General features: G+C 62.4%; 28 protein-coding genes, 1 tRNA gene and 1 riboswitch. Of the genes, 20 read left to right on the forward strand and 9 right to left on the reverse strand.

Annotated features, from left to right (window positions below):
• Positions 1–12 precede the first annotated feature (12 nt).
• On the forward strand, positions 13–897 hold the full coding sequence (gene kynA / locus AWB65_RS01245) for a tryptophan 2,3-dioxygenase (RefSeq protein WP_087665400.1): 885 nt from the start codon (positions 13–15) through the stop codon (positions 895–897).
• A gap of 166 nt (positions 898–1063) precedes the next feature.
• Here the strand turns inward: kynA and AWB65_RS01250 are convergent, their stop codons facing one another.
• A complete protein-coding gene (locus AWB65_RS01250; RefSeq protein WP_087665401.1) occupies positions 1064–1852 on the reverse strand; it encodes an IclR family transcriptional regulator in 789 nt (262 codons plus the stop codon).
• A 72-nt stretch (positions 1853–1924) separates the two neighbouring features.
• Here AWB65_RS01250 and AWB65_RS01255 point away from each other — a divergent pair, with 72 nt between their 5' ends.
• The 4 genes from AWB65_RS01255 (at position 1925) to AWB65_RS01270 (ending at position 4801) form a co-directional block, all read left to right on the forward strand.
• Positions 1925–3115 (forward strand): acyl-CoA dehydrogenase, encoded by a 1191-nt coding sequence (locus AWB65_RS01255; protein WP_087665402.1) that lies wholly within the window; start codon positions 1925–1927, stop codon positions 3113–3115.
• A gap of 279 nt (positions 3116–3394) precedes the next feature.
• A complete protein-coding gene (locus tag AWB65_RS01260) occupies positions 3395–3697 on the forward strand; it encodes an ElaB/YgaM/YqjD family protein (protein ID WP_087658139.1) in 303 nt (100 codons plus the stop codon).
• Between the two features lie 164 nt (positions 3698–3861).
• The gene (locus AWB65_RS01265; protein ID WP_087665403.1) at positions 3862–4242 is read left to right on the forward strand and encodes a phage holin family protein; all 381 of its coding nucleotides are present in this window, start codon (positions 3862–3864) and stop codon (positions 4240–4242) included.
• Between the two features lie 46 nt (positions 4243–4288).
• Positions 4289–4801, forward strand: coding sequence for a DUF3318 domain-containing protein (locus AWB65_RS01270; RefSeq protein ID WP_087665404.1), 513 nt, complete (start codon positions 4289–4291; stop codon positions 4799–4801).
• Positions 4802–4806: 5 nt separating this feature from the next.
• On the opposite strand, the gene AWB65_RS01275 is transcribed toward AWB65_RS01270, so the two are convergent.
• From AWB65_RS01275 to glyA, 7 genes are all read right to left on the reverse strand, one after another.
• Positions 4807–5253: a type IV pilin protein gene (locus AWB65_RS01275; RefSeq protein WP_087665405.1), complete on the reverse strand. Its 447-nt coding sequence runs from the start codon at positions 5251–5253 to the stop codon at positions 4807–4809.
• A 12-nt stretch (positions 5254–5265) separates the two neighbouring features.
• The gene (locus AWB65_RS01280; RefSeq protein WP_087665406.1) at positions 5266–5763 is read right to left on the reverse strand and encodes a pilus assembly PilX family protein; all 498 of its coding nucleotides are present in this window, start codon (positions 5761–5763) and stop codon (positions 5266–5268) included.
• Positions 5760–6521, reverse strand: a complete 762-nt coding sequence (locus AWB65_RS01285; RefSeq protein ID WP_087665407.1) for a PilW family protein — start codon at positions 6519–6521, stop codon at positions 5760–5762. The genes AWB65_RS01280 and AWB65_RS01285 overlap by 4 nt, the downstream gene beginning before the upstream one ends.
• The gene (locus tag AWB65_RS01290) at positions 6518–6895 is read right to left on the reverse strand and encodes a type IV pilus modification PilV family protein (protein WP_235007467.1); all 378 of its coding nucleotides are present in this window, start codon (positions 6893–6895) and stop codon (positions 6518–6520) included. The genes AWB65_RS01285 and AWB65_RS01290 overlap by 4 nt, the downstream gene beginning before the upstream one ends.
• Positions 6892–7440, reverse strand: a complete 549-nt coding sequence (locus tag AWB65_RS01295) for a GspH/FimT family pseudopilin (RefSeq protein WP_087665408.1) — start codon at positions 7438–7440, stop codon at positions 6892–6894. Before AWB65_RS01295 ends, AWB65_RS01290 begins: the two co-directional genes overlap by 4 nt.
• Positions 7441–7591: 151 nt before the next feature.
• Positions 7592–8074: a transcriptional regulator NrdR gene (gene nrdR / locus AWB65_RS01300; RefSeq protein WP_087665409.1), complete on the reverse strand. Its 483-nt coding sequence runs from the start codon at positions 8072–8074 to the stop codon at positions 7592–7594.
• Between the two features lie 6 nt (positions 8075–8080).
• Positions 8081–9328 (reverse strand): serine hydroxymethyltransferase, encoded by a 1248-nt coding sequence (gene glyA, locus AWB65_RS01305; protein ID WP_087665410.1) that lies wholly within the window; start codon positions 9326–9328, stop codon positions 8081–8083.
• 169 nt (positions 9329–9497) lie between these two features.
• A riboswitch (ZMP/ZTP riboswitch) is annotated at positions 9498–9596 on the reverse strand.
• A 242-nt stretch (positions 9597–9838) separates the two neighbouring features.
• On the opposite strand from glyA, the gene ydfG reads away from it, so the two are divergent.
• The 9 genes from ydfG (at position 9839) to AWB65_RS01350 (ending at position 16466) form a co-directional block, all read left to right on the forward strand.
• Complete coding sequence (ydfG, locus tag AWB65_RS01310) at positions 9839–10585, forward strand: bifunctional NADP-dependent 3-hydroxy acid dehydrogenase/3-hydroxypropionate dehydrogenase YdfG (protein ID WP_087665411.1); 747 nt, start codon at positions 9839–9841, stop codon at positions 10583–10585.
• Between the two features lie 52 nt (positions 10586–10637).
• Complete coding sequence (ybgC, locus tag AWB65_RS01315) at positions 10638–11114, forward strand: tol-pal system-associated acyl-CoA thioesterase (RefSeq protein ID WP_087665684.1); 477 nt, start codon at positions 10638–10640, stop codon at positions 11112–11114.
• A gap of 191 nt (positions 11115–11305) precedes the next feature.
• Positions 11306–11983 carry a protein TolQ gene (tolQ, locus tag AWB65_RS01320; protein ID WP_062632685.1) on the forward strand — a complete coding sequence of 226 codons (678 nt, stop codon included), beginning with the start codon at positions 11306–11308 and terminating at the stop codon, positions 11981–11983.
• A gap of 10 nt (positions 11984–11993) precedes the next feature.
• On the forward strand, positions 11994–12440 hold the full coding sequence (tolR, locus tag AWB65_RS01325; protein ID WP_087665412.1) for a protein TolR: 447 nt from the start codon (positions 11994–11996) through the stop codon (positions 12438–12440).
• Positions 12437–13516: a cell envelope integrity protein TolA gene (gene tolA, locus AWB65_RS01330; RefSeq protein WP_087665413.1), complete on the forward strand. Its 1080-nt coding sequence runs from the start codon at positions 12437–12439 to the stop codon at positions 13514–13516. Before tolR ends, tolA begins: the two co-directional genes overlap by 4 nt.
• A gap of 95 nt (positions 13517–13611) precedes the next feature.
• Positions 13612–14901, forward strand: a complete 1290-nt coding sequence (gene tolB / locus AWB65_RS01335; protein ID WP_087665414.1) for a Tol-Pal system beta propeller repeat protein TolB — start codon at positions 13612–13614, stop codon at positions 14899–14901.
• Between the two features lie 41 nt (positions 14902–14942).
• Positions 14943–15452: a peptidoglycan-associated lipoprotein Pal gene (gene pal / locus AWB65_RS01340; protein WP_087665415.1), complete on the forward strand. Its 510-nt coding sequence runs from the start codon at positions 14943–14945 to the stop codon at positions 15450–15452.
• A 27-nt stretch (positions 15453–15479) separates the two neighbouring features.
• Positions 15480–16241, forward strand: a complete 762-nt coding sequence (gene ybgF / locus AWB65_RS01345) for a tol-pal system protein YbgF (RefSeq protein ID WP_087665416.1) — start codon at positions 15480–15482, stop codon at positions 16239–16241.
• Positions 16242–16390: 149 nt separating this feature from the next.
• Positions 16391–16466: transfer RNA gene (locus tag AWB65_RS01350), tRNA-Lys, on the forward strand.
• A gap of 131 nt (positions 16467–16597) precedes the next feature.
• Here the strand turns inward: AWB65_RS01350 and AWB65_RS01355 are convergent.
• A complete protein-coding gene (locus tag AWB65_RS01355) occupies positions 16598–17623 on the reverse strand; it encodes an AraC family transcriptional regulator (RefSeq protein WP_087665417.1) in 1026 nt (341 codons plus the stop codon).
• Between the two features lie 144 nt (positions 17624–17767).
• On the opposite strand from AWB65_RS01355, the gene AWB65_RS36805 reads away from it, so the two are divergent.
• The 6 genes from AWB65_RS36805 to AWB65_RS01380 all read left to right on the forward strand — a co-directional run bounded on the left by AWB65_RS36805 (position 17768) and on the right by AWB65_RS01380 (position 23223).
• Positions 17768–17911, forward strand: a complete 144-nt coding sequence (locus tag AWB65_RS36805) for a hypothetical protein (RefSeq protein WP_235007468.1) — start codon at positions 17768–17770, stop codon at positions 17909–17911.
• 119 nt (positions 17912–18030) lie between these two features.
• A complete protein-coding gene (gene kce / locus AWB65_RS01360; protein WP_087665418.1) occupies positions 18031–18969 on the forward strand; it encodes a 3,5-dioxohexanoate:acetyl-CoA acetone transferase in 939 nt (312 codons plus the stop codon).
• Positions 18970–19054: 85 nt separating this feature from the next.
• On the forward strand, positions 19055–20392 hold the full coding sequence (locus AWB65_RS01365) for an MFS transporter (RefSeq protein ID WP_087665419.1): 1338 nt from the start codon (positions 19055–19057) through the stop codon (positions 20390–20392).
• An 86-nt stretch (positions 20393–20478) separates the two neighbouring features.
• Positions 20479–21270: an SDR family oxidoreductase gene (locus AWB65_RS01370; RefSeq protein WP_087665420.1), complete on the forward strand. Its 792-nt coding sequence runs from the start codon at positions 20479–20481 to the stop codon at positions 21268–21270.
• A gap of 353 nt (positions 21271–21623) precedes the next feature.
• Positions 21624–22769 (forward strand): formylglycine-generating enzyme family protein, encoded by a 1146-nt coding sequence (locus AWB65_RS01375; RefSeq protein WP_087665421.1) that lies wholly within the window; start codon positions 21624–21626, stop codon positions 22767–22769.
• A gap of 73 nt (positions 22770–22842) precedes the next feature.
• Complete coding sequence (locus tag AWB65_RS01380; protein ID WP_087665422.1) at positions 22843–23223, forward strand: response regulator transcription factor; 381 nt, start codon at positions 22843–22845, stop codon at positions 23221–23223.
• Positions 23224–23267 lie beyond the last annotated feature (44 nt).

Genomic DNA, 23267 nt, shown 5'->3' on the forward strand with positions numbered 1-23267 from the left:
AGGTATCGAAAAATGACACAAATTTCTTCTGGCTGCCCGATGGGGTATGGCGCTTCCGTGCAGCCTGCGTCGAAAGAGGAAGGCTGGCACGACGCCAAGCTCGATTTCTCCGACGCGATGAGTTACGGCGATTACCTGTCGCTCGATTCGATTTTGTCGGCGCAGCATCCGCTCTCGCCCGATCACAACGAGATGCTGTTCATCGTGCAACATCAGACGAGCGAGCTCTGGATGAAGCTCGCGCTGTACGAATTGCGCGCGGCGCTCACCGCGGTTCAGCGCGACGAGTTGCCGCCGGCGTTCAAGATGCTCGCGCGCGTGTCGCGGATTTTCGAGCAGCTCGTGCAGGCGTGGAGCGTCCTCTCGACGATGACGCCCTCCGAATACACGGCGATGCGGCCGTATCTGGGGGCATCGTCGGGGTTTCAATCGCATCAGTATCGGCAGATCGAGTTTTTGCTCGGGAACAAGAACGAGCAGATGCTGAAGCCTTATGCGCATCGGGCGGCGGTGCTGGCCGAGGTGCAGGCGACTCTGGAAGCGCCTTCGTTTTATGACGAAGTGATTCGCTTATTGGCGCGACGCGGCTTTCCGATCGCGCCGGAGCGCCTGAACCGCGATTTCACCCAGCCGACGACGCATGACGCTTCGGTTGAAGCGGCCTGGCTGAAGGTTTATCAGGAGCCTTCGCAGCATTGGGAGCTTTATGAGATGGCGGAGGAGCTGGTCGATCTGGAGGATGCGTTTCGGCAATGGCGCTTCCGGCATGTAACGACGGTTGAACGGATCATCGGCTTCAAGCAAGGCACAGGCGGGACGAACGGCGCGCCGTATCTGCGGAAGATGCTGGATGTCGTGCTGTTTCCGGAGTTGTGGCACGTGAGGACGGTGTTGTAACGGGCGACGTTCAACTACCGACGACGTCGCAGGCGTTCGCGGACGAGATCTCTCGGGTGTACGCGAACAAGCATCCCGAGGTCGAACTCGTGCCGATCCATGCGTCGGCCCAGGTCACGCAAATGGTTACGCGGGCAACTGCGATGCATGAGTTCGTGCGTTCGCCTTACGCCAGCCGCCCCGCCAACGCCCGCAACTTCGGCCCGATAACCTCACGAAAATAACCCTCCCCCATCGACGACGCCGGCCCGCTGCTGCTGAGCACGAGCCATCGTCCGTTGCGGACATCTCGAAACGGTGCGGCGATCGCGTTGACGTCGTCGTGCCAGTCGCGAAACGAATAGCAGCAGCCGTCGCGGGCGAAATCCTCGACGGCTTGCTCCGCCGTCTTCACCAGCGCCGGCCCATCGGCACCGGCCGCGTCGCTTAGTTCCTCCAGCAACGCCGCACGCGTCGCCGGCTCCTGCACCGCGAGATACGCGCGGCCCATCGAACTCGTCAGCATCGACAGACGCGAACCGGGCGCGAGGCCGAGCGTCAGCGCCGTCTCGCTGCGGATCGTTTCGAGATAGATCATGTCCATTCCGTCGCGGCATCCGAGCGACACCGCCGCCCCGATCTCGCGCGCCAGCTCGCGCATATGCGGCCGCGCGAGTTCCAATGTATCGGCGCCCGCGAGCAGTGCGAATCCTAGCGACAGCACGCCCGTATCGAGCGCGTATTTGCCGGCGGCTTCATCGAAACGAAGATAGCCGAGCGTCGTGAGGGTATAGGCGAGCCGGTTGACCGTCGCCTTCGGCAGGCCGGTGCGCTCGGCGAAGTCGCGGTTGCCGAGCAGGACCTCGCCCGGCCGGAACGCCCGCAGCATATCCAGCCCACGCGCCAACGCGACGACGAACTTGCGCTCGTCGATCGCATCGTGCGGCGGCAGATTGCGGTTGGAAGCCTTTAACATCAAATGCTACACTCCATCGTGATTTGCAAAACATTGTTCCGCATAGCGGAACCAGAGTCAAGGAGAACGCACATGGCCGACGCCGCCCGCTTCAACTGGGAAGACCCCTTGTTGCTCGATCATCAGTTGAGCGACGAAGAACGCATGATCCGCGACGCCGCGCGCGCCTACGCGCAGGACAAGCTCCAGCCGCGCGTGACGGCGGCGTTCCGCGAAGAGAAAACCGATCCGGCGATTTTTCGCGAAATGGGCGAACTCGGCCTGCTCGGCCCGACCATCCCCGAGCAATACGGCGGCCCCGGCCTGAACTACGTGAGTTACGGCCTGATCGCGCGCGAAGTGGAACGCGTGGATTCGGGGTACCGGTCGATGATGTCGGTGCAGTCGTCGCTAGTGATGGTGCCGATCAACGCGTTCGGCACCGACGCGCAAAAGGAAAAATATCTGCCGAAGCTCGCGACGGGCGAATGGATCGGCTGCTTCGGCCTCACCGAACCGAACGCCGGCTCCGACCCGGCCAGCATGACGACGCGCGCGAAAAAGGTGAACGGCGGCTACTCGCTGTCGGGATCGAAGATGTGGATCTCGAACTCGCCGATCGCCGATGTATTCGTCGTCTGGGCGAAGCTCGAGGAAGACGGCCGCGACGAGATCCGCGGCTTCGTTCTCGAAAAAGGCTGGAAGGGCCTGTCGGCGCCGGCGATTCACGGCAAGGTCGGTTTGCGCGCGTCGATCACCGGCGAAATCGTGATGGACGAAGTCTTCGTGCCCGAGGAAAACCTGTTTCCGGAAGTGCGCGGCCTCAAAGGCCCGTTCACGTGCCTGAATTCGGCGCGCTACGGCATCGCGTGGGGTGCGCTCGGCGCGGCCGAGGCATGCTGGCACACGGCGCGTCAATACACGCTCGACCGCAAGCAATTCGGCCGGCCGCTCGCCGCCAACCAGTTGATTCAAAAGAAACTCGCCGACATGCAGACCGAAATTACACTCGGCCTGCAAGGCGTGCTGCGCCTTGGCCGCATGAAGGACGAAGGCACGGCCGCCGTCGAAATCACGTCGATCATGAAGCGCAATTCGTGCGGCAAGGCGCTCGACATTGCCCGCCTCGCGCGCGACATGCTCGGCGGCAACGGTATCTCCGATGAATTCGGCGTCGCGCGCCATCTCGTGAATCTGGAAGTCGTGAACACGTACGAAGGCACGCACGATATCCACGCGCTGATCCTCGGGCGCGCGCAGACGGGTATTCAAGCGTTCTTTTGACGATCAGCGCGCGCTTCCGTAAAGGCCAACGTGAATCTTTGCGTTGGCCTTTTTTATTAAACACCGCCTTAAGGTTTGTAATTTTAAGACGCTCGCGGAAACTTTTGCGGGCCAGATCGTCTCCATTCATGGACATGCGTTTGACACGGCGGTGCGCCAGGCCTCGAAGCGCCAGGAACAAAACCTGCGTACCGTGGTTTTAATGAACCCGGAGGGTGCTCGTCAGCGACCGCATCTTTGGTTACGATTCCCGTAGCCTCACCCCGATTGGAGTCATCAATGTCAGAAATCAATAAGGAGCGATTCATGTCGGATATCAAAACCGTTCTCTCCGATGCAGAAGACCTGCTGAAGCAGGCTGCCAGCGCGACCGGCGAGCGTGCGTCCGAACTGCGCGAGACCGCTCTGACGAAGTTGAAGCAAGCCAAGGAAAAGGCAGCGGACGCGCAGGTCGTGGTCGTCGAACGAGGCAAGAAGGCCGCACGTGCTACCGACGACTACGTGCACGAGCATCCGTGGGCGTCGATCGGCATCGCGGCGGGCGTGGGCGTCGTGATCGGCTTGCTGATCAATCGCCGCTGAAGCTGATGCAGCGGGCATGGCCTGTCGATTGCTCAGGTTCTTGCCAACGATAGCGGCCGCCCAGTGCCTTTGGCACGCAGCGGCCCTTTCATCCGCGCCGGCCGGTCCGCTTCTGGACCGGCCGGCCCCACTCAGCGCCACCCAACGCGCCTCGCGCCCACGCCATGACGACTGAAAGGCCATCGCAGCAATCGTCCCCCGGACCTTTGCGCCGCATTCTGAGTTCCACATTCGCCATCTTCGAGACGCGCCTCGAGCTGCTCGGCATCGAGTTGCAGGAGGAAAAGGAGCGCCTGATCGGCGTGCTGTTCCTGGGTCTCGCGGCAATGATGCTCACCATGATGGCCCTGATCACCCTGACGGTCCTGATCGCCATCTTCTTCTGGGACACCTATCGTTGGCAGTCGCTCGCGGGCATCACGCTTGCCTACGTACTCGTTGCCGCGTTCTGCGGATTAAAGGCACGCAACGGCCTGCGCGACGCTCCGAACATGTTTGACGAGACCCTTTCCGAATTCCGCAAGGATCGGGATACGTTCCGCTGAAGCCGTCATTCACGACACCGCCGACATTCAACGAGCCCGCACCGACATGAGCCAATCCGACGACACCTTCAAGGCACAAAAGCGCGCCCAGGCTCACAAACTGAGCACGCCGCACATGCGCGCCCTGCGCAAGGAATTGCTGATCGCGCGCGCGGACGTCGAGCGCATGGAGATCGCCCAAGCCACGACCGACCTGCGCTATTCGGTCACACATTTCAGTTTTCTGAAGATGCTTCTTCCCGGGCGCAGGACCGGCGGCTTCGGCAAAGGCCGCGCGGCAAGCAGCGGCGGTGGTATTTTTTCGCTGCTGACCGGGCTTCTCTCGGGCGGCAATCTCGGCAGCTTCACCACGTTGTTGCGGCAATATCCGATCATCGGATCGGTCGCTTCGCTGATTCTCACCAAGCCTGTCCGGACTAAAATCCTGCGCGGCGCCAAGCCCGCGCTCAAGTGGGGTGGCCTCGGGCTCGTCGTCTGGGAAGGCTTTCGCGTCTGGCAGCAGATGAAGACCACGTCCACCGAAACCTCGACCGATGCCGTCGATCCCACTGTGTTCTGAGCTTTTCATCGGCTGCTCCAGCAATTGATCGCCTGTTGCGGCGTGAGTTGTGCCGACGTGCGATTCGAGCGCGCGCCGGTTGCGTCGATGACGAAGACGCCGCATGCGTCGTCCTGCATCGGACCGGGCGCGAGCGGCGCCCCTTCGATCGCATAGCCGCCGTTGGTCGACGATTCCGCCAACAGCTTCAACCGATACACTGCCTCACCGTTCGCCGGCGCCTGATCGAACCCCGCCGGTAAAGACGGCGCTTCGGTGCTGGCCGCCGTCTGCACGACCCGAGCCGTTTCGACGAACTGCGCCGCGCGATACAGCGCCGTCGCCGCCTCCACGCGATGCGCTTTCGCGACATGCGTCCGGTACGCCGGAATCGCGAACGTAGCGATGATCGCGGCCACGCCGAGCGCGATCATCAATTCGAGCAGCGTAAAGCCTCGCTGTGCCTGAGCCATTTTCGAATGTCCTTAAAAGGGCTTTGCGACGACGCGCCGCCACCGGCGCGTGACGCCGCTCTCCGCGATTTCAATTTGCAACTGCAGCCACGCCTCGGAATCTTTAGTCGATCCGAAACCTCGCGCGGTCAGCAAATAAGAAGGGCCTTTGCCCGGCCGTGACCACGCTTCGATCAGGCATTGCGGCGTTCGAGCGGCGTGAGGCCACGTTGCGAACGGCGCAATCGCCAAGGCGCTCGCGCCCTCAAACGATGCCTTCAGCCGCCATCGAACCGGCTCACCAGCCGGCCCGTTCTGTGCCAACTCCGGCGAATCGATGACGATCCGGCTGCATCTCGCGAGCGCGCTGTCCGCGCCGTGAAACGCCTGGATGCGATCGCGCAGGCTCGCGGCAGCGCGCGTCGCGACGATCGACGATTCGAGCCACGCGCCGGCCGTGACCAGCATCATCGATGAGAGGAGCAGCACGATCGGCAGGACCGTGCCGCGTGAACCTGCACGCCGCCTCATGCTTGTCCCCCGTTTCTTATCGCGACGCGCCGCCAGAAAACCTGGCGCGTGCGGGCGTCCGGGGCGAACACGATCGAGCCGTCGCAATCGACGTAATTTCGTTTTGCCGCACCGGGAACATCTCCGCGCACCACTACGCAGACGTCGGCCGCGATTACGCTGGACCAGCGCTCGCGCGGGACGGCGGCGGCATCGACGGAACTCGACGCGTCCTTCAGCCACCAGCCGATGCGCAGCCGCTCGATCCCTTCGACGACCGGTTGCGCCTGCTTGCCCGCGCCTTCGCAATACAGCTCCGGTTCGCCGGTCGAAGTGCTCGCCTTCGCGTAGAAGCGGTTGGTGACAGTCGCAGCCGCAGCTTGTCCAAGACAATCGGTCGGCGCGCTGGACAAGGTCGGCCACGTCGAAATGCCGTCGGCGGCGTAGCGGATCGAGACGCCATCCGAACGGCTTGCGAGCGATTCGCAGGCGGGCGCGTCGTCAGTTCCGTATGCGCGGCCCTGCGAGCAGCCGAAGAGCGCCGCTCCGGCATCGGCGCCGAGCGGCGCGAACGCGGCCATCTGCAACTGCTGGCCGATGAGATCCAGCGCGGCGGTCGCGGCGTCGTGCATGCGCGCGGCATCGGCGGCGCGCTCGTGCGACGCGCGCTGTCCGCGATACAGCGAAAGCGCCGCGACCACGACGAGGAGCCCGAGCGCCATCGATATCGTGAGTTCGAGCAGCGTGTGGCCGCGCGTTTTGAGTTGGAGTCTGGTCATCGCGCGAAACTCAACACGACACATGCTTTTTTTATCTGCGGCTCGGCGCAAGTACCGTCGGCATGCCAGCTGACCACGGCGACGCGCACACCATCCGCCTGATCGAGCACGGCGACATCGCCCTGCGGCAGCATCGACGCCGCCCGCGCACGCCACTGCGCGAGCACCGCCCCGCGATCCGCATCACGCTGGATGGCCTCGGCTACGGAATCGGCGATCAACGCGGCACGCTCACCCGCGAGCACATTGCGCTCGCTGCGCGCAAGCCACGTCTGCACGGCGATCAGCCCGAGCGCGGTAATGGCGGTCAGCGACAGCGCGATCATCACTTCGATCAGCGAATCGCCCCGCTGCTTTCCGGGCACGCCGCTCATGCCACCGCTCCGCACGCGCCGGGCGTCATGCGCGCACGTCCGCCGGCTGCGAGCCGGATGCAGCGGTTCGCGTTTGTCGTCGCCAGCTTGCCTTTGCGCGCGCTGAAGTCGAAGCTGCGAAAGCCGCCGATCACCTGCCCCGAAGGCGGCGTGAACGACAGATCGGTCGTCGCGCCCGCGATCGCAATCGATGGCGACGCGGCCTGCGCACGCAGCAGCGTCGGCGCTCCGTCGCGTTCGACAAAAAGCGCCCAGCCGCACGACCAGTCCGCCGCGCCGCCGTCGCAGGTCTTGCCCGGCGTGAGACAGCGGCGCGCCGCGTCGATACGGCAAAGCGTCACGCGCGCGCCGCGCTTGACCGCTTCGGAGCGCGCGAGAGAAAGCGTCGAAACCAGCGCGCGGGCGCGGGCATCGACCTGGTCGCGCAGATGCCACGCGACGAAAGAAGGCGTCGCGAACGTCGCGATGATCGCCATGACGGCAAGCACGACGGACAGTTCAACGAGCGTAAAACCGGGTGATTTGCGGCGAGGCGTCATCTGCATCCCTCATCGATCGAGTGAAAACAGCGCTCAATCTAGAGAGAAAATCTGGCCGCCGCCATCGGCCGAACGGCCGACTACCGGACGTGCAAGAACCTCGACAGACTGCTCGTCGACGCTCTTAACGCACGGAGAAAATGAAATGCTGAAACGCTCAGCGCTTGCGGGAAGTCGATTTCTTTGGCGCGGCGCGCCGGAATTCATCGAGCACGTCTTCGAATTCGGAGACGTCTTCGAAACGCTTGTAGACGGACGCGAAACGCACGTAGGCGATCGTGTCGAGCTGGCGCAACTCGTTCATCACGAGTTCGCCCAGACGGTCGCTGCGAACTTCGCGTTCGCCGCTGCCGAGCAACTGATATTCGATCCGGGCGACCGCGGCGTCGATCGCGTCTGCAGCAACCGGGCGCTTTCTCAGCGCCAGTTGCATGCTCGCGACAATCTTGCCGCGGTCGAATTCGGTCCGGCTGCCGTCCTTCTTCACCACCGACGGCAACGCCAGCTCGACCCGCTCGTACGTCGTGAAACGCTTGTCGCAGGACGGACAGCGCCGCCGCCGGCGAATCGCCGCGCCGTCTTCGGACACGCGCGAATCGACCACTTGCGTGTCGTCGTGACGGCAGAAGGGGCAGCGCATCGCGGCTTAGCCGTAAACCGGGAACTGCTTCGTCAGCTCCGCGACCTTCGCGCGAACTTGTTCGAGGTTCGCCTGGTCTTCCGGGTTGTCGAGGACATCGGCGATCAAATTGCCGACGATCTCCGCTTCCTTCACGCCGAAGCCGCGCGTCGTCATGGCAGGCGAGCCGAGGCGCACGCCACTCGTCACGAACGGCTTTTCCGGATCGTTCGGGATCGCGTTCTTGTTGACCGTGATGTGCGCGGCGCCGAGCGCGGCTTCCGCCGCCTTGCCGGTGATCTTCTTCGCGCGCAGGTCGACGAGCATCACGTGGCTTTCCGTGCGGCCCGACACGATGCGCAGACCGCGCTTGACGAGCGTTTCGGCCAGCACGCGCGCGTTCTCGACGACGCGCTGCTGGTATTCCTTGAACTCCGGCGACAGCGCTTCCTTGAACGCGACGGCCTTCGCGGCGATCACGTGCATGAGCGGCCCACCCTGGATGCCCGGGAAAATCGCGGAGTTGATCTGCTTCTCGAACTCGGCTTTCATCAGGATCACGCCGCCGCGCGGGCCGCGCAGGCTCTTGTGCGTCGTGGTCGTGACGAAGTCCGCGTGCGGCACGGGATTCGGGTAGACGCCCGCCGCGATGAGGCCCGCGTAGTGCGCCATGTCGACCATGAAATACGCGCCGACGCTCTTCGCGATTTCCGCGAGACGCGCGAAATCGATCTTCAGCGAGAACGCCGACGCGCCCGCCACGATCAGCTTCGGCTTGTGTTCCTTGGCGAGTTCTTCGGTCTTGCCGTAGTCGATGTCTTCGGCCGCGTTCAGGCCATAGCTCACGACCTTGAACCACTTGCCCGACATGTTCACGGGCGAGCCGTGCGTCAGGTGGCCGCCTTCGGCGAGGCTCATGCCCATGATGGTGTCGCCGGGCTTGAGCATCGCGAAGAACACGCCCTGATTCGCCTGCGAGCCGGAATTCGGCTGCACGTTCGCGGCTTCGGCGCCGAAGAGTTCCTTCACGCGGTCGATCGCGAGCTGCTCGACGATGTCGACGTATTCGCAGCCGCCGTAATAGCGCTTGCCGGGGTAGCCTTCCGCGTACTTGTTTGTGAGTTGCGAGCCTTGCGCGGCCATGACGGCCGGGCTCGTGTAGTTTTCCGACGCGATCAGTTCGATGTGATCTTCCTGGCGGCGGTTTTCCTGTTCGATCGCCTTGAAGATTTCAGGATCGACGCTGGCAATGGTGCTTCTGGCTTTGTCAAACATACGTTTTCCGTAAGGTCTAGTCAGGTTGACCGGATCGCGCGTGCGCGGGCAGGGCTGCGGCACATGGCGCAAGATGCTGGAAGTGTCCTGGCGCGGCGGGAGGAAGACTCCATTCACGCAGATGACGCAGACAGGACAGCCACCGGCAGCGCAGCGACGGCGCGCGGATCTCAGCTGCCCAGGCGAACGGCAAAACGACACTCCGCGCTTCCCGGTGGGTCGTTCCACCTTGAATCCGAAGATTCTATCGCCAGTCACGCGGAGTTTGAGCGTTGTAGTGTAATGGGCTGTCCTGGAATAGGCAACCGCGCGCAAGGCCCCGGCCCGTATGGCTCAGGCGGCAGCGATCATTCCTTTGTAGCACGATCGTTCGTTCCCGATGAAACCTGCGCCCATGCTTTGCCTTCGACTTGCCGCGCCGCACCAATCGAAGTACGCTTTGCGCCGTCGCCGAGGGCGCCCGTGCGCCGCGCCGACGTCGTTTCCCTCCCTCAAAACCGGAATCCGCTCATGATCGTATTCGTCACTGGCGCGTCGGCCGGCTTCGGCGCCGCCATCGCCCGCACTTTCGTGAAAGGCGGCCATCGCGTGGTCGCGACTGCGCGGCGCAAGGATCGCTTGCTTGCGCTCTCGAAGGAACTCGGCGATGCGCTCCTGCCGATCGAACTCGATGTTCGCGACGACGCCGCCATCGCCAGCGCGCTCGCCTCGCTGCCCGAAGCGTTCTCGCAGATCGACGTCCTCGTCAACAATGCGGGCCTCGCGCTCGGACTCGAGCCCGCGCAGCGCGCGAATCTCGACGACTGGAAGAAGATGATCGACACGAACTGCACGGGCCTCGTCGCGGTCACGCACGCCGTGCTGCCGGGCATGGTCGAGCGCAATCGCGGCCACGTTTTCAATATCGGCTCGGTCGCGGGCACGTATCCGTACGCGGGCGGGAACGTGTACGGCGCGAGCAAGGCGTTCGTGCGCCAGTTCAGCCTGAACCTGCGCTCGGACCTGGCGGGCACGGCGCTGCGCGTCACCGACATCGAGCCGGGCCTGTGCGGAGGCACCGAATTCTCGAACGTGCGCTTCAAGGGCGACGACGAGAAAGCGGCCGGCGTCTACAAGGACCTGCAGCCGCTCACGGCCGAAGACATCGCCGATTCGATCTACTGGGTTGCGACGCGCCCCGCGCACGTCAACATCAACGCAATCGAGCTGATGCCGATCGCGCAGACGTTCGCACCGTTGCAAATTCATCGCGGCTGACTGCCTGATTTGGCGTCACTTGCGTGGCTTCCGGTAAAATGCGCGGATGAATATGTCTAGCAGCGGGCCTCAGCGAGCGACTGAGCAGGCGACTGAACGCGCGAACGGCCCGCAGATTTTCGACTGGCCAATTCGCGTGTACTACGAGGACACCGACGCCGGCGGCATCGTCTTCTACGCGAACTACCTGAAGTTCTTCGAGCGAGCGCGCACCGAATGGCTGCGCGCGTGCGGCATCGACCAGCAAAAGCTGATCGAGTCGGATGGCGTCGTGTTCGTGGTGAAGCGCACGGCGGTCGATTATTCGGCGCCCGCGCGGCTCGACGACGTCGTGCGCGTCGCGAGCCGGATCGAGCGGCTCGGCCGGGCGTCGGTGGATTTTCACCAGGAAGCGTGGCGCGACGGCGTTCTGCTCGCTGCCGGCGACATCCGTGTGGCATCAGTCGATCATGCGTCCTTCCGGCCCACAGGCATTCCGAAAGCGGTGCTCGAGGGATTGAAGCGCGGACCGGCCGTGAGTCGCGCATGAAAATGCCACCGCAGCTCTATGAGCGCAGTCAGAAACAATGAACTCGTCGTGACCTGAACAACACCAAGCCTGCGGTGCAGGGCAAGCAACATCGAGCATGAGCCGGCGGAAGCCTGGACTTTCAACAGCGTCACGAAAGCCTGACACACTTCTGACCGGACGCCCCTTCCGGGACGTAACAGCGGACCTTTATGAACAACACACAAGACCTGTCGATCGTTTCTCTCGTAATCCACGCGAGCCTGCTTGCGCAGGCCGTGATGGCGCTGCTGCTGATACTGTCGCTGCTATCGTGGACTTTCATCTTCCGCAAGTGGTTCGCCATCCGGCGCGCCCGAGCGCAGACCGAGCGCTTCGAGCGCGATTTCTGGTCGGGCGGCGACCTTCAGGCGCTGTATCAGAGCGCCGCCAACAACCGTCATACGATCGGCGCGCTGGAGCGCATCTTCGAATCGGGCATGCGCGAATTCCTGAAGGGCAAGGAACGCCGCATCACCGATCCGGGCGCGATCCTCGACGGCTCCCGCCGCGCGATGCGCGCCGCCTTCCAGCGTGAGATGGACGTGCTCGAGGCAAATCTCGCGTTTCTCGCGTCGGTGGGGTCGGTGAGTCCGTATATCGGTCTCTTCGGCACGGTCTGGGGGATCATGAATTCGTTCCGCGGTCTCGCGAACGTGCAGCAGGCCACGCTCGCGAACGTGGCACCGGGGATCGCGGAAGCGCTCGTCGCGACCGCGATCGGCCTGTTCGCCGCGATTCCGGCGGTGGTCGCTTACAACCGCTACGCCCACGATATCGACCGCCTGGCGATCCGCTTCGAGACGTTCATCGAAGAGTTCTCGAACATCTTGCAGCGCCAGGCGCACTAAGGAGCACGCGATGGCCGGAGGCCCCTCCCGTTCCAGCATGCGCGGCAGTTCACGCCGCGCGATGTCCGACATCAACGTCGTGCCGTATATCGACGTGATGCTCGTGCTGCTCGTCATCTTCATGGTGACGGCACCGCTCGTTTCACCGTCCATCATCAACCTGCCGACGGTCGGCAACGCGCAGCCGCAGGAGCAGACGCCGCCGCTCGTCGTCAACATCAAGGCCGACGGCAGCATGAACGTCCGGTACAAGGAAGACGGCGGCGCGGCGCAGCAGCAGAACATGACCAAGGACCAGCTCAACACGTTCGTGCTGAACCGGCAGGAGTCACATCCTGACCAGCCCGTCGTGATCGCCGCCGACAAAACGGTGAAGTACGAAGTCGTCATGAACGTGATGTCCGACATGAAGGCGCGCGGCGTCAAACGCGTCGGATTGCTAGTCAAATCGCAATGACCACCCGGCAGACCCGCGCCCGACCCGTACGACCGCCGCGCGAGCGCGGCACGTGGAAAGCGTTCGCGCTCGCCGCGCTGATGCATTTGCTGCTTGGCTGGCTGCTGTATCACGGTATCAACTGGCAGAACAACACGCCGGCCGGTTCCGAAGCGGAACTGTGGACCGAGATTCCGGACCTGTCGACGCCGACGCCCCGCCCCACTCCGCCGCCGCCCGTGCCTGTCAAGGTGCAGCCCGCGCCGCCGCCCGCGAAGGACGAAGAAGCCGACATCGCGTTGCAGGAAAAGAAGCGCAAGCAGCAGGAAGCCGCGGCGCGCGAGGCGCAGCTCGCGGAGCAGCGTCGCCAGCAGCAACAGGAACAGCAGGAAGCCGAAGCGAAACGGCAGCAACAGCTCGCCGCGCAGCAGGCGGCGGCGGTCGCGGCGCAGAAGACCGCGCAGGAAAAGCAGAAGCAGGTCGAGAAGCAGAAGCAGCTTGATCAGCAGAAGCTCGATCAGCAGAAACAGCAGCAACTGAAGGCGCAGCAGCAGAAAGACGCTGAAAAGGCCGAGCAGGTAAAGGAACAGAAGGAACAGCAACAGAAGGACGCCAAGGAAAAGGCTGACGCACAAGCGAAAGCCAAGGCAGATGCCGACGCGAAAGCGAAGGAGAAAGCCAAAGCCGATGCTGCGGCGAAAGCCAAGCTCGATGGTGAACGACGCGCGCGCCTCGCGCAGTTGCAGGGGCAGGCGGGCGGTGGGTCGAGTGACAGCGGTGAAGGGCTTGCGAAGAGTGGCACTGGGCGTGGCGCGGGCGGGAATGCGACGTCGCCGGGCTATGCGGAGAAGGTGCAGCGGCTCGTGCGGCCAAAAATCGTGTGGAGCGGTGAAACGAGCGGTCTCGAGACAGTGGTGTCGGTGCGTTGCGCGCCGACGGGAACACTGCTTGATGCCCGCGTTTCGCGTTCGAGCGGCAACGAGCAATGGGACCAAGCGGCTTTGCGCGCGGTACAGCGCTCCGATCCGATGCCGGTCGATATCAACGGTCAGGCGCCGGCGTCCTTTACGATCACGCTTCGTCCAGCCGGGAGCTGATGGCCGATTTGTACGAGTGGGAACGAATCGTGCAATCGGCGGTCTGTTCTGCAGTTTCGACTAGTTTAAAAATCGCTTTTGGGAACGTATACAGCATGAGTTTGATGACAAAGCTTGGCCTGAGGACGCTGATCGCGTCTTGCCTGATCGCCGCCGGCACCGCGCATGCGGAGCTGAACGTGCTCGTGACCGGCGTCGGCTCGACGCAGTTTCCGATCGCGACCGCCAACTTCGCCAACGAGGCAAATTCGCCGCAGCAGGTGAGCGCCATCGTGCGTCAGGATCTGGCGCGCAGCGGCAAGTTCACCAACATCGAAGCGGGCGCCACGCCGGTCGCCGAAACGGATTCCGTCGATCTCGGAAGCTGGAAGGCGAAAGGCGCCGACGCCTTCGTCTCCGGCAGCGTGACGCGGCTCGCCAACGGCCAGTACGAAGTGCGCTTTCGCCTGTACGACACGGTCAAGCAGCAAAGCCTCGGCGGCCTCTCCCTCGTCAGCCCCGAGAGCGGCCTGCGCATGAGCGCGCATAAGGTCGCCGACTACATCTACGCCAAGCTGCTCGGCGGCCGCGGCGTATTCGCGACACGTCTGTCGTACGTCATCCAGACGGGCGGCAAGTACCAGTTGCAGATTTCCGATTCGGACGGCCAGGACGCGCGCATCGCGCTCAACAGCCCCGAACCGATCATCTCGCCCGCCTGGTCGCCGGACGGCACGAAGGTCGCGTACGTCTCGTTCGAGAAGAAGAAGCCGGTCGTCTACATCCACGATCTGCCGACGGGCAAGCGCATCGTCGTGTCGAACCAGAAAGGCAACAACAGCGCGCCGGCGTGGTCGCCGGACGGCCGCAAGCTCGCGGTCGCGCTGTCGCGCACGGGCAACACGCAGGTTTTCGAAGTCAATGCGGATGGCAGCGGACTGCGCCGCCTGACGCAAGGCAGCTCGATCGACACCGAGCCCGCCTACTCTCCTGATGGCAACTCGATCTACTTCACGAGCGATCGCGGAGGCCAGCCGCAGATCTACAAGATGTCCGCGAACGGCGAGAGCGCCGGCGCGGCACAGCGCGTCACTTTCACGGGCAACTACAATACAAGCCCGCGCGTGAGCCCGGACGGCAAGCAACTCGCGTACATTTCGCGTACCGGCGGCGGCTTCAAGCTGTACGTGCAGGACCTCGGGTCCGGCTCGGCAACAGGCCTCACCGACACGACGCACGACGAATCGCCCAGCTTCGCGGCGAATGGTCAGTACATCCTCTACGCCACCCAGGTGAACGGGCGTGGCGTGTTGGCTGCCGTTTCGACCGACGGTCGGACGCGGCAAGTCTTGTCCGTGCAGGGCGGCATCGTACGCGAGCCGTCCTGGGGTCCGTTCATGCAATAACCTCATGCATTTAGTTGCGCAATAACACAAGGAGAGTAACCATGATGTCGAAAATTCGTGTCGGCTTTGCAATTGCGATGGTCGGTGCGCTCGCCGCCTGTCATTCGGGCGTGAAGCTCGATGAAGGCGCGAACAAGGGTGCCGGCGGCGCCACGCAGCCGAACCCGAACGATGTGACCACCGTCAACGTCGATCCGCTGAACGATCCGAACAGCCCGCTCGCCAAGCGCAGCATCTACTTTGACTTCGACAGCTACGCCGTGCGTGACGACTACCAGCCGCTCGTGCAGCAGCACTCGCAGTACCTGAAGGGCCATCCGGAGCGGCGCGTGCTGATCCAGGGCAACACCGACGAACGTGGCACGAGCGAGTACAACCTCGCGCTCGGCCAGAAGCGTGCTGAAGCCGTGCGTCGCGCGATGTCGCTGATGGGCGTTGCCGATACGCAGATGGAAGCCGTGAGCCTCGGCAAGGAAAAGCCGACGGCGACGGGTCATGACGAAGCGTCGTGGGCCCAGAACCGCCGCGCCGACCTCGTTTATCAACAGTAACGTAACCAGTCACGGGTGAGTCGCCCTATGTTGTATCGCTTTCCCTCGCTGCGCGTTGCCGCAGCCGCTTGTGTGTTCGCGAGTGCAGCCGCTTCGGCGCTCGTCGTTTCGCCCGCGCACGCGGGCGTCTTCGACGACAACGAAGCGCGCAAGGCCGTGCTCGACCTGCGCACGAAAACGGACAGTCTGTCGAGCCAGTTGTCCGCAGCACAGCGCACCATCCTCGATCAGTCGAATCGTATCGACCAGTTGAACCAGCAGGTTGCGACGCTGCGAGGCCAGAACGAGGACATGTCCAACCAGCTCGCTACCGTGCAGAAGCAGCAGAAGGACTACTACACCGACCTCGATGCCCGGATGAAGAAGTTCGAGCCGCAGCAGCAGACGGTCGATGGCATGCAGGGCACCGTGCAACCGGGTGAGACGGAAGCGTTCAACGCGGCGTCGACGCAATTCCGCAACGGCGACTTCAAGAACGCCGCTGCGTCGTTCAAGACGTTCGTGTCGAAGTTTCCGCAGAGTCCGTATCAGCCGACCGCGCAGTACTGGCTCGGCAACGCGCTGTACGCGGAGCGCGATTACAAAGGGTCGACGGCCATCTGGCAGAATCTGGTGAAGGCTTATCCCACGCATCCGCGGGCGCCTGAAGCGCTGCTCGCAATCGCGAACAACCAGATCGAACAAGGCCAGAAAGCCGCTGCGAAGAAGACGCTGGAACAGATCATCTCGCAGTACAGCGGCACTGAAACCGCGCAGACGGCACAGAGCAGGATGTCGCAGGTGAAGTAAGGCGAGCTTCTCTTTGAACTCGCGCCTCTCGCTGAAAGAAAGGCCTGCAGCTTCGCCGCTGCAGGCCTTTTCTTATGGACATTCGCCGTGCGCCGAGGCCCGTCCCGGTTGACAGACGGCCGCACGCGTGACTATAATTTCGGCTCTTTGGGTCGTTAGCTCAGCTGGTAGAGCAGCGGACTTTTAATCCGTTGGTCACAGGTTCGAATCCCGTACGGCCTACCAAAGATTAGATGTGGGGAATCAAGGGCTTGCAATTGCAAGCCCTTTTCCTTTTGTGCGGGCGGTTTTGTCATGGATCACGTGAAGAGGTCGCGCTTCCGAACCGCGCACGAGGCCGCCAACCAGCGATGAAATCAGTGGCGAAGTTCGCCCGGTCCTTTCCCTGTCCATCGTTTCAATGCACGGCGAAAGTTCGCGGCGTCGCTGAAGCCCAAAAGCATGGCGATGTCGTCCGTGCTCATCTTCGTGGTCTTCAAATACTCCGTCGCCAGAGAGCAACGCACGTCATCCGCGATGGCAACGAACGACGTTCCTTCGGCCTCGAGGCGTCGTCGAAGCGTGCGGCTTGTCATCTTCAGCGCGTCCGCGACCACTTCCATACTCGGAAATTCACCGGGTTTGCGCATCAGAACCTGATAGACCTCGCCTGACGCCCCGAATGAAGTCTTGGCCTGGCCGATCAGCCGGTCGCATGTCTCCTGAAGCAAAGCGGCCGAGTGTCGGTGTGCCAGTTGCGGCTTCTGTTCAAGTATGGCGCTGTCGTAAGCTAGTTCACATTGCTCCTGGTCGAACTCACAGGGGCAACCAAGATACTCGGGATAAATATCAGCATGCGCCGGCGCGGGGTATGCGAAGGAAGCCTTAATAGGCGGGCAACTTCGACCGGCGACATCCTGAAGGTGCGTGACGTGCTGAGTAAATTGCTGTTCGATCAAAAATTCCTGCAATTCGCGCGACGGACTCGAAACGAACGCATCGGGAAAAGTCCAAACACCCTTGTCGGGATACTCGGTCCATTCGATCGTGAGTGTGGGTGTCGCGAGCCGATGGTACTTCACGCCCAGCCTGAAATAGTCGCGAAGCGACAGACATGACATCAGCGCATAGCCGTACATCCCGTATGCGGACAGATGAAGCCGCGAGCCCGTCTTGAACGGGGTCGCGGGGTCATGCGAAAGCATGATGGCGTTTTTGCAAACGGCCGCGTATTGACGCACCGAAGTGAGCACTGACGCGTCGTCGATCTGTGCGACGTCGACGCCTGTCCCCTTCAGGCTCTCCTCCGGAGATATGCCCTGTTCTGCGAGAACTTCAACCAACGCTGCAATTTTGTACGGCGCGTAAATCCGCTCGTTCAACAACGGGAATTTGGACGACACGACGTCTCCTGAAAATGTCCTCTTCCGACCTTCAACTGTCCGAAAATGACCTTACGCACGAAATCCTATCCCACTAATATCCGTATCACAAGAGGCTGGCCCTGCACGCGGTGACCGGTCTCGTAAAAGATATCGGAGACAAGCATGAGCCAATTTCTCGTCAATTCTTTTCGCGCTCGCAGCGTGCGGGCCGTAGTAAAAGGCGACGTCGCTTTGCCCATCCTTTCGTCAGAACACGCGCTTTCATCATCGCTGCTTTCGCGGTATCGCCGCATAACCGGCAACTAAAGCGATACGGAAAGCGCATCGGTCATTCGAGACCGACTCGCACCGGTTCGCGCGCTTTTATCAAAGTCGTAATCACAGAGATTCGCCGTCGGATGGCAGTCGTAAGAGGGAGTTATCAAATGAGCAACATCAATCGTAGAGTCATCATCTCTTGCGCCGTGACAGGCTCGGCGCATGTGCCGTCGATGTCCGAATATCTGCCGTTCACACCGGCGGACATCAAATCGCAAGCAATCGAAGCCGCTGAAGCCGGCGCTGCGATTCTTCATCTGCACGCGAGAAACCCTGAGGATGGGCGCCCGACGCCAAGTCCCGAAATCTACAGAGAGTTCGTTCCTGCCATCGCGAACGAGACCGACGCGATCATCAACATCACGACGGGCGGCAGTACTCGCATGACGCTCGATGAACGACTCGCCTACCCTCGTCTCGCAAAGCCCGAGATGTGTTCATTGAACATGGGTTCGATGAATTTTTCCCTTCACCCGATAGGGGCCAAGATCGCGTCGTGGCGGTATGACTGGGAGAAGGATTATGTCGAAGGCATGGAAGACATGATTTTCCGAAACACCTTCAAGGACATCAAGAACATCCTCACGGAGTTTCGGGACTATGGCACCAAGTTCGAGTTCGAGTGCTACGACGTCGGACACCTCTATAACCTCGCGTATTTCATCGACCAGGGTCTGCTCAAGCCGCCGTTCTTCATTCAGTCGGTATTCGGGATACTCGGCGGTCTTGGAGCGGACCCGGAAAATATGTCGGTCATGCGTTCGACGGCCGACAGGTTGTTCGGTCGAGAGAACTATCACTTTTCCGTCCTCGGTGCGGGTCGGCATCAGATGTCTCTGGTGACCATGGGCGCAATCATGGGCGGCAACGTGCGTGTCGGACTGGAGGACAGCGTTTATATATCGAAGGGCGTGAAATCGCAGAGCAATGCCGAGCAAGTCCGCAAGATTCGGCGAATTCTCGAGGAGCTTTCTTTCGAAATCGCCTCCCCGGCTGAAGCCCGCGCCATGCTCGGATTGAAGGGAGCCGACAACACTTCTCTTTGACAGACTCGTTCACGTTACCGATCCGAATAGCCCCTGCAGCCGGCAGCATCCAGAAGCCACAGGCAAACCCTTGGTTGGAGACAACATGCTTACCATTTCCACTGCCCACCACCTGGAAGAGACGCACAGACTTGCGACGCGCAAGGCACTGTTGAGGCTCGTCCCGCTGATGTGCCTGATTTATTTCCTGTCGTTCATCGACCGCACCAACGTCTCGCTGGCGAAAGCTCAATTGGCGGTAGACCTCGGCATCAGCGCAGCGTCTTACGGACTCGGCGCAGGAATCTTCTTCATCGGCTATGCATTGCTCGAAGTGCCCAGCAATCTGGCAGCCCATCGCTTCGGGCCCCGCACCTGGATAGCGCGGATCGCTGTCACGTGGGGAATATTGTCGACTGCCATGATGTTCGTGAAGGGAGAATGGTCGTTCTACGTTCTTCGATTGCTTCTGGGCATCTCCGAAGCCGGGTTGTTTCCGGCGCTGATGTACATGGTGACGCTCTGGTTCGCGCCGAAGGATCGCGCCGTCGCTGTCGGCTGGATTTACACGGCGCCTGCAATCGCGCTCATCGTTGGCAACCCGCTTGGTGCAGGCCTCATGCGACTCGACGGCCTGAGCGGACTCCACGGGTGGCAGTGGATGTTTCTGCTGGAAGGACTTCCCACCGTAGTGGTCGGTGTCATTCTGTATTTCATCCTTCCCGAACGTCCGGGCAACGCCAAATGGTTGTCGCCGCAGGAAGCCAAGGCGCTGGAAACGCAGGCCGTCATCGATACGCACGGCCACGCCGACCTGTCCTCCGCGAACTGGATTGCCGCGCTCAAACGACCGACTACCATTCTCATCAGCCTGATTTACTTCGCAAACCAGGTCGCGTTCGTGGGACTTTATTTCTTCACGCCGTCGATCATTCAACAGATGCAAGTCAATTCGCCGATGCTCGTCGGCTTCCTGTCGAGCAGCGTGGGTATCGGCTTCCTGGCGGGCGTGCTGACGCTTCCGCGGATACACCGGCGTTTCACCAATGACTGCCTCTATCTCGGCGTTCTGACGATCGGTCTGGTTGCATGTTCCTGTGCGTTCGTCTCCACGAGCAATCATGCGATTCAGGTTGCCTTGCTGGTCGTGACCGGGTTCTTCGCTGGCGGTGTCCTGCCGTCGTACTGGGGTATCGCGATGAAAAGACTGCAAGGCGTGCAGGCAGCGGCGGGGCTGGCTTTCATCAACACCATCGGGCTGCTGGGCGGCTTCGTGGGTCCTTACCTTTTCGGGTTAGCGGAAACCATGTCCGGCCGAAGCGATGCGGGCTTCAAGATCATCGTCGCGGCCGCGGTGCTGGGCCTGCTCCTCGTGCCGTTGCTCGCCAAGGCGATTCGCGCGGAAGAGCGGCCGGCTACTGCTGACGGGCTCGAAGCCACCTGAACTTGACAGTGAGCGATAGCGCCGAGGACCCGCGCGCTTCGCTTCTGCCCACCCCATCGCCTATTGCCATTGACAGAGAATCATCCATGAATACCCTGGACCTTTTGAAACCCAGACCTGGTTTGCGCGTCCTTGTATCGGGCGCCGGCGCAGGCATTGGCGCGGCGATAGCCGATGCTTTCCTTCAAGCGGACGCGAAGGTCTACGTCTGCGACGTCGACCCTTCCGCCATCGAGAAAGCAAAAGCACGGATGCCCGCGCTCAACGCAGGAGTCGCTGACGTATCGAATCGCGAACAGGTCGACAGCATCATCGACGATGCTCGTGCGAAGCTCGGGGGACTCGACATCCTCGTGAACAACGCAGGGATAGCCGGACCCACGGGCGGAGTGGATGCGATCGACCCCGACCAGTGGGAACGCACGATTTCCACCAACCTCAACAGTCAATACTATTTTCTGCGCAAGGCGGTCCCTCTGCTGAAGGAGACGTCGGACTGTCCGGCCATCATCGCCATGTCGTCCGTCGCTGGCCGGCTTGGCTACGCTTTCCGCACGCCGTATGCAGCGACGAAGTGGGCGATTGTCGGCCTGGTCAAGTCGCTCGCTATCGAACTGGGTCCCAGCAACATCCGTGTGAATGCCATATTGCCCGGCGTCGTGGCGGGCGAACGAATGGACCGCGTGATTTCGGCTCGGGCGGAATCGCTCGGCTTGACCTACGAAGCAATGCGGGAAGAGTATCTGCAGAAAATATCGCTGCACCGGATGGTGACCGTTGACGATATCGCTGCAATGGCCCTCTTTCTGGCATCGCCGGCAGGACGGAACATCTCGGGACAGGCCATCAGCGTGGACGGGAACGTGGAGTATCTGTGAGATCGTGAAGAACGAAGCGTCCCTGAAGAGCGACGCTCAAGCAGGAAACAAACAGCGTCTACGGAGATAATCCGCCGCGTTCGCCCTGTCCACCGAATCAATGGCGGACATGCAGGTCTTTCGCCTTGCTCGACCGTTGCGCAAATGCCGCGTAATCGAGTTAGTGAGACTCGTATCGTCCCCGCTTTCTCGATTGCGCTTCCACCCCTTGGAAGCGCCGTAGCCATCGACCCACCCACTTCCCCATAAGGGAACGTCCCTCTTCCCCAATCGCCATCACGGCCGTCGGTGCCAACCACGATTATTAAACCGTACGCGCCCGCCCGCACCAGCCGACACGCAAAGGACCCGCCATGCCGTGCTCGTCATCGACCAAACGATTCACCGCCCTCGCGATCCTGCTGGCGGGTCTCGTCGGCATCGGATCGGCGTTCGCCGTCTATCACCACAACCGAGGCCCCGCGCCGCTGACGCTCGGCGACGGCAGGACCGGTCCCGCCGACATGGTCTGGATCGCCGGTGGCGATTTCGTCATGGGCAGCGATCATCGCGACGCGTCGCCCAACGAAGGCCCCGCGCATCGCGTACGCCTTAACGGGTACTGGATCGATCGATACGACGTGACTAACGCCGAATTCTCACGCTTCGTCGCCGCAACCGGCTACATCACGACCGCCGAGCGCAAACCCACGTGGGAAGAGCTCAAAGTACAGGCGCCGCCCGGCACGCCCGCACCCGACGACAGCCTTCTCGTCCCCGGCGCGCTCGTCTTCTCCGGCACCGACCAGCCGGTCCGGCTCGACGACTACACCCGCTGGTGGAAATACGTTCCCGGCGCGAACTGGCGGCACCCGGAGGGTCCGGGCAGCAACATCGCCGGCCGGGAGCGGCATCCGGTCGTCCAGGTGTCGTACGAGGACGCGCACGCCTACGCGAAGTGGGCGCGCAAACGCCTTCCGACCGAAGCCGAATGGGAATACGCCGCGCGCGGCGGTCTGGAACAGGCCGATTTCGCGTGGGGCGCCGAATTCGCGCCCGGCGGACGCAAGATGGCGAACACCTGGGACGACGCCGCACGGCCCTTTCCCGTCGCCGCCAGGTCGAACGAAAAGGTGCAGGTCGGCACGTCGGCGGTCGGACGGTATGCGCCGAACGGCTACGGCCTCTACGACATGGCCGGCAACGTCTGGCAGTGGGTCGGCGACTGGTATCGCTCGGACGCGTTCCGGATCGAAGCGGCTGCGTCGAAAGTCCCGATGAACCCAGCCGGCCCGCAAGACAGCTTCGACCCCGAACTCGGTCCCACTGCTCATGCGCCGCTACGCGTGACGCACGGCGGCTCGTTCCTGTGCAGCGACTCGTATTGCACGAGCTATCGCACGAGTGCCCGGCGCGGCACCGATCCGATGAACGGCATGTCGCATCTCGGATTCCGGCTGGCGATGGATCAGTCCGCATGGGAAGCGCGAGCGCAAAGCGCGTCGACAGCGGCCGACTAGCACGCGAGCGCGAGCAAGAACGCGAGCATGAACACGAGCAAAGCCACCGTGAAAGCGCTGCGGGGAGACGACATTGGAGTCACTTCCGGAACGACGCATCGTGCTGGTCGAGGACGATCGCGACATGCGCAACGCGCTCCTCGTGCTGCTGAAAACGCTCGGGTACGCGGCGATCGACTACGCGTCCGCGGAACGCGCGCTGAGCGACGCCACGTTCGAAGGCGCGGGCTGCATGCTGATCGACATCCATCTGCCGGGCATGACGGGCACGGACATGGTCCGCCAGCTTCGGGCGCGCGGCTGCGACTGGCCCGTGGTCTTCACCACCGCCCACGACGACGAACGTTACCGGATCGAGAGCACGAGGCTGCACGCGCAGTTGCTGCGCAAGCCCTTCGGCGGCGCTGCGTTGCGCGACGCGCTCGACCGCGCGAAAGCCGAGGAAAAGGACTAAGCCTGCTCGTTTTGCATCAATTCATGCTGAACCATCGCAATCAA

Origin of the sequence: Caballeronia humi (assembly GCF_001544475.1) — a bacterium.
GTDB classification, from domain to species: Bacteria; Pseudomonadota; Gammaproteobacteria; order Burkholderiales; family Burkholderiaceae; genus Caballeronia; species Caballeronia humi.